General features: G+C 66.3%; 15 protein-coding genes. 10 read left to right on the top strand and 5 right to left on the bottom strand.

Going from position 1 to position 15,061, the window contains the following annotated elements; all coding sequences use genetic code 11:
- The 3 genes from ACE3UG_RS01505 to ACE3UG_RS01515 form a co-directional block, all read left to right on the top strand.
- Nucleotides 1-2,059: autotransporter domain-containing protein (locus ACE3UG_RS01505; RefSeq protein WP_374618674.1), on the top strand; the 2,059-nt coding region annotated here is incomplete at its 5' end.
- A 146-nt stretch (nt 2,060-2,205) separates the two neighbouring features.
- Nucleotides 2,206-2,670, top strand: a complete 465-nt coding sequence (locus tag ACE3UG_RS01510; RefSeq protein WP_374618677.1) for a DUF488 domain-containing protein — start codon at nt 2,206-2,208, stop codon at nt 2,668-2,670.
- A 356-nt stretch (nt 2,671-3,026) separates the two neighbouring features.
- On the top strand, nt 3,027-4,397 hold the full coding sequence (locus ACE3UG_RS01515) for an MFS transporter (protein WP_374618679.1): 1,371 nt from the start codon (nt 3,027-3,029) through the stop codon (nt 4,395-4,397).
- Nucleotides 4,398-4,527: 130 nt separating this feature from the next.
- Here the strand turns inward: ACE3UG_RS01515 and purU are convergent, their stop codons facing one another.
- The 5 genes from purU to phnF form a co-directional block, all read right to left on the bottom strand.
- Nucleotides 4,528-5,400: a formyltetrahydrofolate deformylase gene (purU, locus tag ACE3UG_RS01520; protein WP_374618681.1), complete on the bottom strand. Its 873-nt coding sequence runs from the start codon at nt 5,398-5,400 to the stop codon at nt 4,528-4,530.
- 79 nt (nt 5,401-5,479) lie between these two features.
- Nucleotides 5,480-6,331, bottom strand: coding sequence for a DUF4743 domain-containing protein (locus ACE3UG_RS01525; RefSeq protein ID WP_374618684.1), 852 nt, complete (start codon nt 6,329-6,331; stop codon nt 5,480-5,482).
- Between the two features lie 237 nt (nt 6,332-6,568).
- Entirely contained in the window at nt 6,569-7,141 is a 573-nt protein-coding gene (gene phnN / locus ACE3UG_RS01530) for a phosphonate metabolism protein/1,5-bisphosphokinase (PRPP-forming) PhnN (RefSeq protein ID WP_374618687.1), read from the bottom strand.
- Nucleotides 7,138-7,980, bottom strand: a complete 843-nt coding sequence (locus ACE3UG_RS01535) for a DUF1045 domain-containing protein (RefSeq protein ID WP_374618689.1) — start codon at nt 7,978-7,980, stop codon at nt 7,138-7,140. The genes phnN and ACE3UG_RS01535 overlap by 4 nt, the downstream gene beginning before the upstream one ends.
- Nucleotides 7,977-8,738, bottom strand: coding sequence for a phosphonate metabolism transcriptional regulator PhnF (phnF, locus tag ACE3UG_RS01540; RefSeq protein WP_374618692.1), 762 nt, complete (start codon nt 8,736-8,738; stop codon nt 7,977-7,979). The genes ACE3UG_RS01535 and phnF overlap by 4 nt, the downstream gene beginning before the upstream one ends.
- 94 nt (nt 8,739-8,832) lie before the next feature.
- On the opposite strand from phnF, the gene phnG reads away from it, so the two are divergent.
- The 7 genes from phnG to ACE3UG_RS01575 all read left to right on the top strand — a co-directional run bounded on the left by phnG (nt 8,833) and on the right by ACE3UG_RS01575 (nt 14,926).
- A complete protein-coding gene (gene phnG / locus ACE3UG_RS01545) occupies nt 8,833-9,315 on the top strand; it encodes a phosphonate C-P lyase system protein PhnG (protein WP_374618694.1) in 483 nt (160 codons plus the stop codon).
- Nucleotides 9,316-9,951 (top strand): phosphonate C-P lyase system protein PhnH, encoded by a 636-nt coding sequence (gene phnH, locus ACE3UG_RS01550; protein WP_374618697.1) that lies wholly within the window; start codon nt 9,316-9,318, stop codon nt 9,949-9,951.
- Nucleotides 9,951-11,210 (top strand): carbon-phosphorus lyase complex subunit PhnI, encoded by a 1,260-nt coding sequence (locus tag ACE3UG_RS01555; protein WP_374618699.1) that lies wholly within the window; start codon nt 9,951-9,953, stop codon nt 11,208-11,210. The genes phnH and ACE3UG_RS01555 overlap by 1 nt, the downstream gene beginning before the upstream one ends.
- Complete coding sequence (locus tag ACE3UG_RS01560; RefSeq protein WP_374618702.1) at nt 11,207-12,124, top strand: alpha-D-ribose 1-methylphosphonate 5-phosphate C-P-lyase PhnJ; 918 nt, start codon at nt 11,207-11,209, stop codon at nt 12,122-12,124. Before ACE3UG_RS01555 ends, ACE3UG_RS01560 begins: the two co-directional genes overlap by 4 nt.
- Nucleotides 12,121-12,963 (top strand): phosphonate C-P lyase system protein PhnK, encoded by an 843-nt coding sequence (gene phnK, locus ACE3UG_RS01565; RefSeq protein ID WP_374618705.1) that lies wholly within the window; start codon nt 12,121-12,123, stop codon nt 12,961-12,963. The genes ACE3UG_RS01560 and phnK overlap by 4 nt, the downstream gene beginning before the upstream one ends.
- Nucleotides 12,964-13,067: 104 nt before the next feature.
- Complete coding sequence (phnL, locus tag ACE3UG_RS01570; RefSeq protein WP_374619281.1) at nt 13,068-13,772, top strand: phosphonate C-P lyase system protein PhnL; 705 nt, start codon at nt 13,068-13,070, stop codon at nt 13,770-13,772.
- A 17-nt stretch (nt 13,773-13,789) separates the two neighbouring features.
- On the top strand, nt 13,790-14,926 hold the full coding sequence (locus ACE3UG_RS01575; protein ID WP_374618707.1) for an alpha-D-ribose 1-methylphosphonate 5-triphosphate diphosphatase: 1,137 nt from the start codon (nt 13,790-13,792) through the stop codon (nt 14,924-14,926).
- Nucleotides 14,927-15,061: the final 135 nt, after the last annotated feature.

The raw sequence follows: 15,061 nt of genomic DNA on the forward strand, positions 1-15,061 counted from the left end.
CACCCTGAGCGGCGACGTCTCGGGCAACGGCGGGCTCGCGCTGAACGACTCGCAAGGCATCACGCTCGGCGGCAACAATAGCTACACGGGCGGCACAGCCGTCAACGGCGGGACCGTGGCCGTCACCTCCCCGACCGGTCTCGGCAGCGGCGCGCTGACGATCTCGCAAGGCACCGTGACTACGCAGGGAGTCGACGTCGCGTTGCCTTCACTGAGCGGCACGGCGCAAGGGGGCCTCGACATCAACGGTGGCTCGGTAACGCTTGCAGCCGGTAACTTCCCGGGCAGCATCTCAGGCAGTGGCGCGCTGACGAAAACCGGCAGTGGCACGCTCACGGTCGGCGTGCAAAACCCGCTCGCCGGTCCGACCACGGTCGCGGGCGGCACACTCAGTATCGGCAACCTCCCCAACTCGCCAGTGTCGGTGCTCACGGGCGCTACGCTGATGACTCCCGCCTCGACCCCGCCATTGCAGGCCGGCGGCAGGCTGCTGCGCCTCGCCGCCAGCGGTGCAGGCGGGCAAACCGGGTCGCTGAGCGCTGCGAGCGGCAGTCAGATCATTGTCAGCGCGCCGGGCGCGATATTGGTCGTCAATGGCAATCTCACGTTGGACCCGGGTTCGACGTTGCAAGTGAGTGTGACCCCCGGCACCGCACCCAGTCAGGTGGATGCGACCGGCAGCGCGTCGATCGGCGGCAGCAATCTCGTCGTCAACGCGACGCCGGGCACGCAACCGGCCGACGTCTCGGGGGCCGTGGTCGTCTCGGCGCCGGGCGGCGTCTCGGGGACGTTCGCGTCGGCGTCGACCAATCTGCTCTATCTCACGCCGCAGGTCACTTACACGCCAACCACCGCGCTGTTGTCATTCGCGTCCAACGGCACGCCGTTCCCGACTGGCGCAGTCACCCCGAATCAGAAGGCGGCGGCAGGCGCGGTCGAGGCACTCGGTGCGGGCAGCGCCCTGTATCAGGCAGCGCTTGGCCTCACCGCCGACACGGCGCCGGCCGCTTTCGAGAGTCTTGACGGCAGCATGTATGCGTCGATCAAATCGATGCTGCTGAGCCAAAGTCAGGTGGCGCGCGATGCCGTCTCACAACGACTACGCGAGAGTCTCTCGCCTGGGCAGGATTGTGACGACGCATCGTCGGACGACGAGCCGTCGCTCACGGGTGTGGCTCCGGTCAAGCGCGCTAGCGACTGCCGTGCACAGCATCGGGTGACACAAGCATGGGCGTCGGTCTACGGTAACGATGGTCAGTTGCGCCCCGAACCGGTGGCCGACGGCGGCTCCGGCGCCTCGACATTGCATCGGCGCGGCATGGGCGTGCTTGCCGGTGTCGACGTGCCGCTGGGCGACACGTGGCGTGCAGGCGGGTTCGGTGGTCTCGGACACAGCACGTTCAACACAGGGTCGAGTGCTTCCGGCAAAAGCAACGATGCGCAGATCGGCGCTTACGTGAATCGTCGGTTCGGACGCTTGGGCGCCACGCTCGGCGGTGCCTACGCATGGCAGCAAATCAGTTCGCAGCGCGGCATTTCCATCGGCCCCATCGTGCAGACGGCGCGGGGGAGCTACGACGCATCGGTGTGGCAGATCTTCGGAGAAGCCGCATGGCGATTGGACGCTGGCCCCGCCAGCATCGAGCCGTTCGCCAACCTGGCCTACGCACGTATGCGCTCCGGCGCGTTCGACGAAACGGGCAGCGTCGCCGCGCTTCACGCCGACGAGCAATCGCAAGGCATCACGTTCTCGACTGCCGGCCTGCGTGGCGAGATGGCCTTCGGCACCGGCTCGGCGGCGGCGGGACGCGTGCGTTTGTCAGCAGGCTGGCGCCACGCCTATGGCGCGGACACGCCGGACATGCGCCTGGCATTCTCCGGCACTTCGACAGCCTTCACGGTGGCGGGCGTTCCCATTGCCCGGGATGCTGCGGTGCTCAGCGCCGGTATCGATGCCTTCATCGGCGCCGCGCTGACCCTTGGCGTGAGCTATACAGGTCAGTTCAGCAGCAAGCTCAGTGACAATGCCGTGTACGGCAACCTCAACTGGCGCTTCTGACGGGTGCCTTGTCAGCCACACGCGGGCGAAAGCTCGCGGCATTCGGACGAGACGCCGTGGGGCGGCGGCACTCGCCGGCATCGCGCCGCTCCGGTAAGCTCTGGGGTGTCGCGCGTTCGCGCGCTCACTCCGGAGGGCCGTGCGTCATGCCGTCGACGAAAACCACTCACGCAGCACCATCGGCCAAGGCCAGTGCCGCACGCAAACGCATTGCCAAGCACCTCGCCATTCAATTCAAGCGCGCCTACGACGCCCCCGATCCCGCCGACGGACAACGCATCCTCGCCGACCGCCTGTGGCCACGCGGACTCGCCAAAGCCAAGGCCCACATCGACTACTGGGCTAAAGACGTGACACCGAGCACGCCGCTGCGACAGTGGTTTCATCAGCATCCGACGCAGTTCGACGACTTCCGTCAGCGCTATCTCGATGAACTCGCCGCGCTCGATGCCGAACACAATGCCACCCTCGCGGACCTTCGCGCACGATTGGCCGAAGGCCCGGTCACGTTGCTGACGGCGGCCCATCGACTCGAAGACGGCGACGCACACACCCACCTTCACGTGTTGCGCGACTTCCTCGCATCGCGTCAAGCGAAGGTGTCGGCGTAGGCGAAGGCGTAGGCGAGCACATGCTCACCGGCATCGCCCGCATCACCGGCATGCCGTTGCCAGCTCAGCGGTTCGCCAGTCAAAACAACGTATCGAGATACGACACAGCATTCCGCCCTTCAAAACGCCGGTGCACGAGACAAGTGCTGCGAAAGCCCGCGTGCGCGCTGGCGCCACACGTCAACGATACGCACAGGCGCGAAGTTTGCTATAAGACACGGAGCGCCGCCGTCGCGTATGCCACGCCCGGCGCTGCCTCCATGTCATCGGTTACCCCCCGGCCACGCACAGCGTCTCGTGCGCGGTGCCGATAGTCCAATGCTTATCCGGTTGCCGCGACGGCAACGCCATGCCTCATGCTTGTTCCACTGATCGTTGCCTGCGCGCTGTTCATGGAGAACATGGATTCGACCGTGTTGTCCACCTCGTTGCCGTTGATCGCGAAAGATTTCGGCGAGAGCCCGATCACGCTCAAGCTCGCGCTCACGACTTACCTCATCAGCCTGGCCGTGTTCATTCCGATCAGCGGCTGGATTGCCGATCGCTTCGGCACGCGCAATGTCTTTCGCACCGCCATCGGCGTATTCGTGCTCGGTTCGATCTGCTGCGGGATCTCGACCAATCTGCCGGAACTGGTAATCGCGCGTTTCGTGCAAGGCATGGGCGGCGCGATGATGGTGCCGGTAGGACGGCTTGCGTTGCTCAAGTCCGTGGAGAAGCGCGACATGGTGCGCGCGCTCAACTACCTCACCATTCCTGCACTGGTCGGCCCGGTGCTCGGCCCACCGCTTGGCGGCTTTATCACCACCTACTGGCATTGGCGCTGGATCTTCTTCATCAACATTCCGATTGGCGTGCTCGGCTTCATCCTCGCGACGAAGTACATTCCCGATCTGTATGAAGACGACATGCCGCCGCTCGACGTCAAGGGCTTCGTGCTGTCGGGCCTCGGACTTTCGCTCGTGATGCTGGGCCTGTCCACGATCGGCCGCCATCTGATTCCCACGCCGCTGGCGCTCGGGCTCGTCGCCATCGGTGCGGCGCTGCTCGGTGCGTATCTGCGTCACGCGAACGGGCTCGCCCATCCGCTGCTGCGACTCGACCTCTTCCGCATCCCCACGTTTCGCGCGGGTGTCGCGGGCGGCAGCCTGTTCCGGATTGGCGTTGGCGCCACGCCGTTCCTGCTGCCGTTGATGCTTCAACTGGGATTCGGTCTGACGCCGATGGCGTCGGGCGCGCTCACGTTCATTTCGGCCGCGGGCGCCATGTTCATGAAGACGCTCTCGCTGCGCATTCTGCAACGCTGGGGCTTTCGGCGCGTGCTGATGACCAACGCGCTCATCGCCTCGGCGACCCTCGGCGGCTACGGTTTGTTTACCGAGCAGACGTCGCATCTGGCAATCCTCGGCACGCTGCTGTTCGGTGGATGCTTCCGTTCGTTGCAGTTCACCAGCCTGAACGCCATCTCGTACGCCGACGTGCCCGGGAATCGCATGAGCCAGGCGACGAGTCTGGCCAGTGTCGCGCAGCAGGTGTCGCTTACCCTGGGCATTACGATTGGCGCGGCCGTGTTGCAAACGTCGTCGTGGCTGCATGGCCGCGATCACGTCACCGGCGTCGACTTCCCGTGGGCGTTCCTGACAGTGGGGCTGATTGCCATGAGCTCGACGATGTCGATCGCCCGGTTGGCCAGCGACGCGGGCAGCGAGCTGGCGCGACGCAGCTAATGTTCCGTTCGCTCCGTTCGCCTCATCCGCTGCGTTCGCTGCATTGGGGAGCGCGCCGCGACGACCGACGGCAACGCCCGGAACCTGGCGTCCCGGGGGCGTCGCGTGCTGTGACTGGCGGGCGCGCCGCTTAGCGGAAGATCACCGTCTTGTGGCCGTTGAGCAGAATGCGATGCTCAGCGTGGAAACGCACGGCGCGCGCAAGCGCCACGCATTCCACGTCGCGCCCGATGGCGCTGAGTTGCTCCGGATCCATCGTGTGATCGACGCGCTCGACCTCCTGTTCGATGATCGGACCTTCATCGAGATCGGACGTCACGTAATGTGCCGTCGCCCCAATCAGCTTCACGCCACGGTCGAACGCCTGGTAGTACGGCTTCGCGCCCTTGAAGCTGGGCAGGAACGAGTGGTGAATGTTGATCGCGCGGCCCGCAAGCTTCTTGCACAGATCGCTCGAGAGCACTTGCATGTAACGCGCCAGGACCACCAGATCGATGTTGTTGTCCTGAACCAGCTCGTAGACCTTGGCTTCCTGCGCGGCCTTCGATTCCGGCGTCGCGTTCATGAGCGGCAAATGATGAAACGGAATGTTGTAGCTCGCCGCGAGTTGGTAGAAATCCTTGTGGTTCGAGACGATCGCCGGAATTTCGATGTTGAGCTGCCCGGTCTTGTAGCGAAACAGCAGATCGTTCAGGCAATGGCCGATCTTCGAGACCATCAGCATGACGCGCGGCTTGATCGCTGCGTCGACCAGTTCCCACTGCATCTCATACTGCTCGGCGAGCGGCGCAAAGTCGCGCTGCAACGTCGCCAGATCGGTTTGACCCGGCAGTTGCTCGAAGTGCACGCGCATGAAGAAACCGCCGGTGAAGCGATCGTTGAATTGGGCCGAGTCGAGAATGTTGCCACCGCGCTCGACCAGGAAACCGGCCACCGTGTGGACGATACCGGGACGGTCCGGGCAGGACAACTTCAGAATGTAGCTGTTTTCGATCGGTGCCATGGATGCTCCTGCGCAAAGGCTTGCAATGTCGTTGCAGTGTTGAAATTCGTGTCGGTGGCCGTGCAGCCGCTTGCCTCGATTACTCGTCTGCCGGCTTGAACAGTGCCTCGATGCCGGCGCAGTCCTTCGCGTGAACGACCCCCTCGCGCAGCAGGAAATCGAGGCTCGCGAGGCCCGCGTCGACGGTCATCTTGCCGCGTCCGATCATGTCCCGCACCTCGCCGGCCAGGCACAAGCCGTGCGCGCTCGCCTCGCCGTCCTGGTTCTCGGGCACGAAGCCGCGCGGCAGCGCGAGATCGTAGACGAAAATCTGCTCCCACTGCACCCCCTCCGGAATCTCCGCGAGGATATGCAGCGTGCGGCCGGGCCGCGCCTCGTTGGTCAGATGCGCGGGAATCCCGGCTTCTTCCCAGCACTCCTTGACGAGCGTGTCGCCCACACCGATCCCGTTGCCGATGCCACCGGCCGCCGTATTGTCGAGACACCCCGGATCGGTCGCCTTGTGCACACTACGCCGCGCAATCCACAATGCCGGCGCTTCGCCGACGAAGCGAGACGGCACATAGCCGTTCACATGCACGGCGAACGTGCGCGTGCCGAAGAAACGAGAGGCCGCGCGCTCGATCCACGCCATCGGCGCGTCGTAGAGCCGCTGACGGATCGCGTAGCGCTCGTTGCGCCAGCCGGTAATGCGTCCCTGCTCCGCCAGCGCCTCGATCACCGACGCCAGCGCCGCCGTGCGGGCTTCGCAGGTGTCGTGGCGCGGATGAATACGCACCGCCAGCGAGTTGATCTCGAACACGTCGGGCCAGCGGCGCAGCGACTCGACGTCGCGACGGCGAATCCACCCATAACGCTGCGAACCGATCACGAGCGGCAGATGCGCCGTGTAGTCGAAGCGGCGCGCCGCCGCAATACAAGCAAAAGACATACGTCGGAGACCGGACGCACCTCCATCGGAGGCACGCGAAATCGAAGCAAAAGCGGCATTTTACAGAAGCGGCGGCAAGTCCGCCTGCGTTGCGCGTCGCGGTGTGCCACGACGCCGAGGCGATCTGCCGTGTCGCGCGCCAGTTCAACGCCTTCTCAAGCGCCCATTGCCGTGCAAACCATCGTCGACACATGCGCGACGGACTCGCCATGAGGTCCTCGATGTCCCGTGCGCCGCTCACGTGAGCGGTGGCTGCATCAGCACGCCGACCAGACGATCGCCCGCCTCGGCGAGCGGCCCGTCGTTGTCGATGACGCACAGCGGAACATCGCCTGGAGGCGACCAAACCACGTTGTGAGAAAGGCGTTCGTCGAGGGCATCGCCCGTTTCGCGGCCTCGACGCGCTAGGCGCAGGGCACGCACCTTTGGGTCGACACGAATCTCCACCAGAGAGAGACGTTCGCCATAGCGATGCACGGCCTGCGCGAGAAATTCACGAGAGCCGTTGACGACGACGCTCGCTCCGGCGGACATCCAGGCATCGATCTCGATGCCGACGCCATACCGGCAGTCGTGGCTTTCCCAGTCGAGCGCGAAGCACCCCAGCGAGTGCCGCACCGCAAATTCGGCGGGCGACAACGCGATGTGGTTTTCGCCCTCGGCGGGCGCCCGCGTAATGTAGCGGTGCGCGAAAAGCACCGGCATGCCGCCGGTCGGCGCAGCATCGATCCGCCCGCGGGCATAGGTCAGCAACGAATCCTTGCCTGCACCCGACGGGCCAATCACGTAAAAGAGACGCGGGCGACTCATGCGACCTCCGCGAAGTCAAAGCGCTCGTGCATTATGAATGGTTGACCGGGCGACGGTTGAACGAAGAGCGCCAGGCCGTCCACGCGCATCGGCCCGAGCGCCTGCACGCGAGGTTGCCACCAATCGACGATCGCAGCAGCGTCGCTCGCGTCGACACGGTCGGACAGCGTCATATGCAAACGGAATTCGTCGAGCACGTACGGATAGCCCCATTGGGCGAGCCTCTCGCGCTGCCGCGCCGTCAGCGGCTGCGCATGGCGCTTCGCCAGTTCGTCGCCGCTGGGCGGCGCGCGCAGGTTGTCGAACGCTTGCACGCAGTCGGCGGCGAGCGCATCGACGGCTTTCGCGCCAACAGTCTCGCCCACGGGACGCAACGTGACAAAGCCATGCCGCGTGCCATGGTCGGTTCCCATGACGTCAATGCGCATTGGGAGATCGAACGGCGCATGGCGCGCGGCCACCGCCGCCGCGACGCCTGACAGATCGCGACGTTGGACGTGCGGTGCGAGGCGCATCGGTGCCTTGAGCGTGGCATGCCATCCGTAACGCCGCGCGTCGACCGTCAGGTCGTGAAGCGCACGCGACAGACCGGGGACTTGCGGCGCATCGAGCCTGCGCCCGGTGATCGCATCGCACCCCAGCCACCGGCTGCCCTCGTTCCACCAGCACGAACCCGCAGGCGGCGCGTAATAGATCGCAAAGCGCGCCTGGGAGAGGTCGAGCGCCTGATCGACCTGATCGCCCTGATCGCCCTGATCGACCGGATTGCCCGGATTGCCCATATCGGCCCCAGTATCGCGCGTAGGGTGCGTACGGCGCGCATCGTGCAGATCACTCATTGCGTCTCTCCTTGCACAACAAGCTGCATGCGATCCGCGGGGAAATAGGCGATGCCGTACTTGATCGGCTGGTTCGCGTCGTCCACATCGGTGCTCTCGACGCTCAGCACCGGTTGCTGACGATTGATGCCGAGATGGCGCGCGATATCGGCGTCGGGAAGCCGGGCGCCGATGCGGCTCTCGCGGCGTGTGTAGTCGGTAACGCCAAAGCTCGCGAGCGCCGCACTGATCGACGTGTGCTGCGCAACGACATCCGCGAAGTCGGGAAAGCGCGCCGCCGGAAACCAGTTCTCGCTATACGCGAGCGGCAGCTCGACGCCTTGTGCATCGAGACTGCGACGCGTGAGCGCCACGCGATAGACCGGTGCGCCCACGCGCAGCCCGAGCGCGTGCGCGACGGTCGCCTCGGCCTTCACTTTCCGAGCCGTCAGAATCTGCTGCGCCGTCTTGAGATTGTGCTGCGAGAGATTCTCGGTAAAGCGCGTGCGGCGTCCGATCGCGTAGCCGATCGCCCCCGCCTGCACGAAAGTGCCTCTGCCATGCTCGACATTCACGAGACCCTGCTCCGCGAGCCCGAGAATGGCGCGGCGGACCGTGTGGCGGTTCACCCCGAAGCGTTGCGCGAGGTCGGTCTCGCTGGGCAGACGGTCGTCGGGCAAGCCTTCGCCATAGCGACGCTGACCGATTTCCGTCGCAAGAATCTGCGCAATCTGCCGCCAGACGGCGACACCGCCACCACGTTCGAGTTGTGCTGTCATCAAATTGACACCCGGCAAAGTTGTAATGATTTCGCGTGCACCCCCTCATTCGAGGTCATTGCGATCATACACACGTCTATACGACTAGACAATTATGCCGAACCCATCTTCCAACACTGTGCGTGACGAAGGCCAGCGCGCCGCGCCTGCCCGTGCGCAATGGCTCGCGCTGCTTGCGCGGGCCACGCGCGACGAACTGGACATCGCCATCGCTCGCTGCCCGGATGCCCCCGAGTTCGTCTGGCTGCGCGCGCCACAGACCGGGCTGGTGATGGTGCAGGGGCGCATCGGCGGCAGCGGCGAGCGCTTCAACCTCGGCGAGACGACCGTGACGCGTTGCACGTTGCGTCAGCACGACGGCGTCGTCGGCACCGGCTACGTGCTGGGTCGCGATGCCGCGTGCGCGGCGCGCGTGGCCCGTCTGGACGCGCTCATGCAGATGCCGCAGCACCGCAACACACTCGCCGCTGGCCCGCTGGCGACGATTGCTGCACGGCTGGCGGCCGCCGCCGCCCGGAACGAAGCCGACGCGGCCGCAAGCCGCGTCGAATTCTTCACGCTGGTAAGGGAGGCCTGAATGTCCATGGCATCGATGCCGGACTGGTCGCAATTGCAGCCAGGTTTTGCCGACCCGGTCCATGACGCGCAAAACGTGTTTCGCGCAGTGCTCGATGCGCTCGCGCGTCCCGGCCGGCTGCGCGGCGTCGGCAGTCGGCTTGCGCCGAGCGAGGAAGCCAGCGTCGCGGCGCGCGCCACCCTCCTCGCGCTGGCCGACGCCACGACCGCCGTCTGGCTGCAGTGTGTGCTGCCGGAACTCGCGAGCGCGTTGCGCTTCCACACGGGCGCGCCGCTGCTCGACGATGCGTCCGCGTTGTCGGGCGCGCATTTTGCGCTGCTCACCGATCCCGCGCATTGCCCCGCGCTCGAGCGCTTTGCGCTCGGCACCGCCGAATCGCCCGAAGACAGCACCACGCTGATCGTCGACGTGCCGACGCTCGCGGCCGGACACACCGGTTGCGAGGGGTTGCGCCTGCGTCTGCGTGGCCCGGGCATCGCCACGCATGCCGACGTCACCGTCGGCGGACTCGACGCCGCGTTCTGGCAGGCGCGTGCCGCCCTCGCCTCACGCTTTCCCGCCGGGCTCGATCTGCTGATCGGTGCAGGCGATACGGTGCTCGGGCTGCCGCGCACCACGCATGTGGAGGTTTGCTGATGTACGTCGCAGTCAAAGGGGGCGAGCGCGCCATCGAACGATCGTGGGATCTGCTGGCGAAGGCACGGCGCGGCAATCCCGAGGTGCCCGCGCTGAGTGTCGCCCAGATTCGCGAGCAAATGCGCCTCGCCGTGGCGCGCGTGATGAGCGAAGGCGCGCTGTATGACGAGACGCTCGCCGCGCTGGCGATCAAACAGGCGGCGGGCGATCTCGTCGAAGCGATCTTCCTGCTGCGCGCCTATCGCACGACGCTTCCGCGCCTGGGGACCACCCAGCCCATCGATACCGCCACGATGCGTCTGTCGCGGCGCATCTCCGCCACGTTCAAGGACGTTCCGGGCGGTCAGGTGCTTGGCGCCACGTACGACTACACCCAGCGGCTGCTCGACTTCGCGCTGCTCGCCGAAGGCGAGACGCACGACGGCGCAGCGCATGACGCAATGCAGGGAGAAGTGCGGACCGAAGCAACCCGGGAGGTCGAGTCGGGCGAGGCGACGGCGACAACGTTCGACGAGGTCGCCATTCCGCCTGTACCGCCTGTACCGCCTATACCGCCTGTACCGCCTATCGCCGCCATCCCACGCGTGACCGACCTGCTCGGACGCGATGGCCTGCTCGAAGCCTCGCACGCGCACGCCAGCGACCCCGAACCCCAGGACCTCGTGCGTTCACCGCTCTTTACACCGGCGTCACGCGCGGCGCGCTTGCAGAACCTCGCGCGCGGCGACGAAGGCTTCCTGCTTGCCCTCGGCTATTCGACGCAGCGCGGTTACGGCAACGATCACCCGTTCGCCGGTGAAATCCGCATCGGGCAGGTGGCCGTCGAGATCGTGCCGGAGGAACTTGGCTTCGCGATCGACATTGGCGAGATGGCGGTGACCGAGTGCCAGATGGTCACGCAGTTCGGCGGCAATCAGTCCGTGCCGCCGCAGTTCACGCAGGGCTACGGTCTTGCATTCGGCCATAACGAGCGCAAGGCGCTCGCCATGTCGCTCGTCGACCGTGCGCTGCGCACCCAGGAGCTTGGCGACGCCGTCACCTCTCCCGCCCAGCAGCAGGAGTTCGTGCTTTATCACAGCGACAACGTCGAGGCGTCCGGCTTCGTGCAGCACTTGAAGCTGCCGCATTACGTCGACTTTCAGGCCGAGCTGGAACTGGTACGCCGACTCCGCACCGAGCATGCGGCCAAATACGCAATGCAATCCACTGACGACGACGACGTCAGCTCTGCCGTGCACAACACCCAGGAGGCGGCATGAACGACGGCGCTGCTTTGCGCGGCACCTCGCGCGACACCTTGCAAACGCTCCCCTGCGCGGGCGCTGCCACCACGGCGCAGGGCTACAACTTCGCGTTCCTCGACGAGCAGACCAAGCGCATGATTCGGCGCAGCCTGCTCAAGGCGGTGGCGATCCCCGGTTATCAGGTGCCCTTCGGCAGCCGCGAGATGCCACTGCCCTATGGCTGGGGCACCGGCGGCATTCAGGTCAGCGCGGCCGTGATCGGCCTTGGCGACACACTCAAGGTCATCGACCAGGGGGCGGACGACACCACCAACGCCGTCAACATCCGCAGCTTCTTCACGCGCACGGCCGGGGTGGCCACCACGACGAAGACGTCGGACGCCACCGTCATCCAGACCCGCCATCGCATTCCCGAAACCGCGCTGCGCGAAGGCCAGATCATGGTCTATCAAGTGCCCATGCCCGAACCGCTCTTCCGGCTCGAGCCACGCGTCGCCGAGACGCGCAAGCTGCACGCGCTCGGGGAGTATGGCCTCATGCGCGTGCGTCTGTACGAGGACATCGTGCGCCACGGCGCGATCGCGACGACCTACGACTATCCGGTCATCGTGAACGGGCGCTATCTCACGTCGCCCTCCCCGATTCCGAAATTCGACAACCCAAAACTGCATATGAATCCGGCGTTGCAACTCTTTGGCGCGGGACGCGAGCGTCGCCTTTACGCGATTCCCCCCTACACGCCAGTCGAGAGCCTCGACTTCGACGATCACCCGTTCGACATCCAGAAGTGGGACGCCCGATGCGCCCTGTGCGGTGCGACCGACAGCTTCCTCGACGAGGTCATCACCGACGACGCAGGCACCCGCATGCACGTGTGCTCCGACAGCGACTACTGCGGTAGCCGCACGGCGGCCGGGGAGGTCGCATGAACGCGCGCTCGGGCAACGCGCCGCGCGCGACGCCACCGGCCGACGAACCGTCGCTGCCGTTGTTGCCGTCGTTGCCGTTGTTGAGAGTGGCCGGGCTCGGCAAACGCTACGGCGAGCGCATCGGCTGCGCCGACGTGACGTTCGATCTCTGGCCCGGCGAAGTCGTGTGCGTCGTCGGCGAATCGGGGTCGGGCAAATCGACGCTGCTGAGTGCATTGGCGCTGCGCCATGAGATCGACGCGGGCACGCTGCACTATCGCGGCACCGACGGGACGCTGCATGACCTGTGCGCGCTGGACGACGCGCACAGGCGTCGCTTGCTGCGCACCGAATGGGGCTTCGTGGAGCAGAATCCGCGCGACGGATTGCGCATGAACGTCTCCGCTGGCGGCAACATCGGCGACCGCCTGATGGCGGTGGGCGCGCGCCACTTCGGCGACATTCGCGCCAAAGCGTGCCACTGGATGGCGCAGGTCGAACTCGATCCGGCGCGCGTGGACGACATGCCCGGCGCGTTCTCCGGCGGCATGCAGCAACGTCTGCAGATCGCCCGGAATCTGGTCACCGAGCCGCGACTCGTGTTCATGGATGAACCGACCGCCGGCCTCGACGTGTCGGTGCAGGCGAGATTGCTCGACCTGCTGCGCTCGCTCGTGGAGCGCCTTCATCTTGCCGCCATCATCGTCACGCACGATATCGGCGTGGCGCGCCTCATCGCACATCGCCTGATGGTGATGCAGGCCGGCCGCGTGGTCGAAGCCGGGCTCACCGATCAGGTGCTCGACGATCCCCAACATCCCTACACGCAATTGCTGGTCTCCTCGGTACTGCCCGCATGAACTCCGGAACGACCTCTCCAACGTTCGCGCCCGGCGCGACGTCTCCCGGCACAGCGGCGCTCCGGCAGGACGCCGTGTCGCTCGCCACGCGAGAGCGCGACGTCATGCTGCGCGCGCAGGCCTTGCACAAAACCTTCCGGCTGCACGCCCAGGGGGGCGCGGCGATTCCGGCGCTCGACGGTGTGGATCTGACGGTGCGGCGCGGCGAATGCGTGGCGCTCGTGGGCCCCTCGGGCGCGGGCAAGAGCACGCTGTTGCGCTGTCTTTACGGCAACTACCTCGTGAGTGAAGGCCGCATCGAGATCCGTCATGACGACGGCCACGCCCAGCGCTGGGTCGACCTGGGCACTGCCAGCGCCCGCGAGGTGCTCTCGGTGCGCCGCACCACGCTCGGTTACGTCAGCCAGTTCCTGCGTGTGATTCCGCGCGTGCCCACGCTCGACCTCGTGGCCGAGCCGCTGCGCCGGTTGGGGTGCGACGCGCACGACGCCGCGGAACGCGCCCGCGATCTGCTCGCCCGTCTGAACATTCCCGAGCGGCTGTGGACGTTGGCGCCGGCGACGTTCTCGGGTGGCGAACAGCAGCGCATCAATATCGCGCGCGGGTTGATCGCTGCGGCCCCCGTGCTGCTGCTCGACGAGCCGACCGCATCGCTCGACGCCCAGAACCGCGCCGTGGTCGCGCAACTGATTGCCGAGGCGCGTGCCGCCGGCAGTGCGATCGTCGGCATCTTCCACGACGAGGCGACCCGCGACGAAGTCGCCACCCGCGCGCTCGCCATGCGCCCCGTGCTGCGCCCAGCCCATTGATTCCCCGGAGTTTGTCCATGCTCATCAAGAACGCCCGCATCGTCACCCCCGAGACCACTTTCACCGGGGTCGTCGAAGTGCGCGAAGGGCGCATTCACCGCGCCGACGAAGGCACGACGCAAGTGCCCGAAGCCATCGACTGGGCGGGCGATCATCTGGTGCCCGGTCTGGTCGAGTTGCACACCGACAATCTCGAGAAGCACCTCGCCCCGCGTCCGGGCGTGCAGTGGAACACACATGCCGCGTTCGCGATTCACGACGCGCAAGTCGCCGCCGCCGGCATCACCACGGTCTTCGACTCGCTGGTCATCGGCGAGCGCGACGCGCCCGGCCTGCGCAGCAGGCAGTTGCAGAACGAGTGCGGTCAGGCGCTGCTCGACACCGTCGCAGCCGGTCTGTTCCGTGCGGACCACTTCCTGCATCTGCGCTGCGAGGTCGCCACAAGCGACGCGGCCGACGCGTTTGCCGAGATGAGCGATCACCCGCTGCTGCGTCTCGTGTCGGTCATGGATCACACGCCCGGGCAGCGCCAGTGGCAAGACCCGGTGCAATATCGCCAATACCACGAGCGCAACGGCAAGGTGTCGGATGAGACCTGGCAAGCGATGCTGGTCGAACTGAAGGCGCAACAAGCCGCGTTCGCGCGGCCGCATCGACGCACGATCGTGGCGATGAGCCACGCGCGCGGACTGCCCCTGGCGAGCCACGACGACACATCGCTCGAACACGTGGACGAAGCGGTGCGCGACGGCGTGGCGCTCTCGGAATTCCCGACAACGCTCGCCGCCGCCCGCGCGGCGCGCGAGCGGTCGATTGGCGTCATCATGGGCGCACCGAACGTCGTGCGCGGCGGGTCGCACTCGGGCAACGTGGCGGCGGCCGATCTCGCGCGCGACGACATGCTCGATATTCTGTCGTCGGACTACGTGCCATCGAGCCTGTTGCAAGCGGCGTTCCAATTGCACAGCGAGCTTGGCTGGCCGCTGTCGAAGGCGCTGCGCACCGTGTCGTTGAACCCGGCGCGATCGGTGGGCCTCACCGACCGTGGCGGCATCGTTCCGGGCTTGCGCGCCGACATGGTGCGCGTTGCCGTGCGCCCCGGCATGCCGCCGGTGCCGCGCGCAACTTATCTTGAAGGACAACGGGTCGCCTGATACCCTCGCCATCGATTGTCGACGGGCCGCGCATGCGGCCTGCCGTGCCGCTCCAGCCACAAAAAAATGACGCCGGTCTCGACAGACCGGCGTCATGCTTGCTGCTTGCTGCTTGCTGCTTGCTGCTTGCTGCTT

Origin of the sequence: Pandoraea sp. (assembly GCF_041919235.1) — a bacterium.
GTDB lineage: Bacteria > Pseudomonadota > Gammaproteobacteria > Burkholderiales > Burkholderiaceae > Pandoraea.

Coding starts and splice junctions, on each gene's coding strand:
- ACE3UG_RS01510 (WP_374618677.1), top strand. CDS start 2,206: ATGCCGTCGACGAAAACCACTCACGCAGCACCATCGGCCAAGGCCAGT.
- ACE3UG_RS01515 (WP_374618679.1), top strand. CDS start 3,027: ATGCTTGTTCCACTGATCGTTGCCTGCGCGCTGTTCATGGAGAACATG.
- purU (WP_374618681.1), bottom strand. CDS start 5,400: ATGGCACCGATCGAAAACAGCTACATTCTGAAGTTGTCCTGCCCGGAC.
- ACE3UG_RS01525 (WP_374618684.1), bottom strand. CDS start 6,331: ATGTCTTTTGCTTGTATTGCGGCGGCGCGCCGCTTCGACTACACGGCG.
- phnN (WP_374618687.1), bottom strand. CDS start 7,141: ATGAGTCGCCCGCGTCTCTTTTACGTGATTGGCCCGTCGGGTGCAGGC.
- ACE3UG_RS01535 (WP_374618689.1), bottom strand. CDS start 7,980: ATGAGTGATCTGCACGATGCGCGCCGTACGCACCCTACGCGCGATACT.
- phnF (WP_374618692.1), bottom strand. CDS start 8,738: ATGACAGCACAACTCGAACGTGGTGGCGGTGTCGCCGTCTGGCGGCAG.
- phnG (WP_374618694.1), top strand. CDS start 8,833: ATGCCGAACCCATCTTCCAACACTGTGCGTGACGAAGGCCAGCGCGCC.
- phnH (WP_374618697.1), top strand. CDS start 9,316: ATGTCCATGGCATCGATGCCGGACTGGTCGCAATTGCAGCCAGGTTTT.
- ACE3UG_RS01555 (WP_374618699.1), top strand. CDS start 9,951: ATGTACGTCGCAGTCAAAGGGGGCGAGCGCGCCATCGAACGATCGTGG.
- ACE3UG_RS01560 (WP_374618702.1), top strand. CDS start 11,207: ATGAACGACGGCGCTGCTTTGCGCGGCACCTCGCGCGACACCTTGCAA.
- phnK (WP_374618705.1), top strand. CDS start 12,121: ATGAACGCGCGCTCGGGCAACGCGCCGCGCGCGACGCCACCGGCCGAC.
- phnL (WP_374619281.1), top strand. CDS start 13,068: ATGCTGCGCGCGCAGGCCTTGCACAAAACCTTCCGGCTGCACGCCCAG.
- ACE3UG_RS01575 (WP_374618707.1), top strand. CDS start 13,790: ATGCTCATCAAGAACGCCCGCATCGTCACCCCCGAGACCACTTTCACC.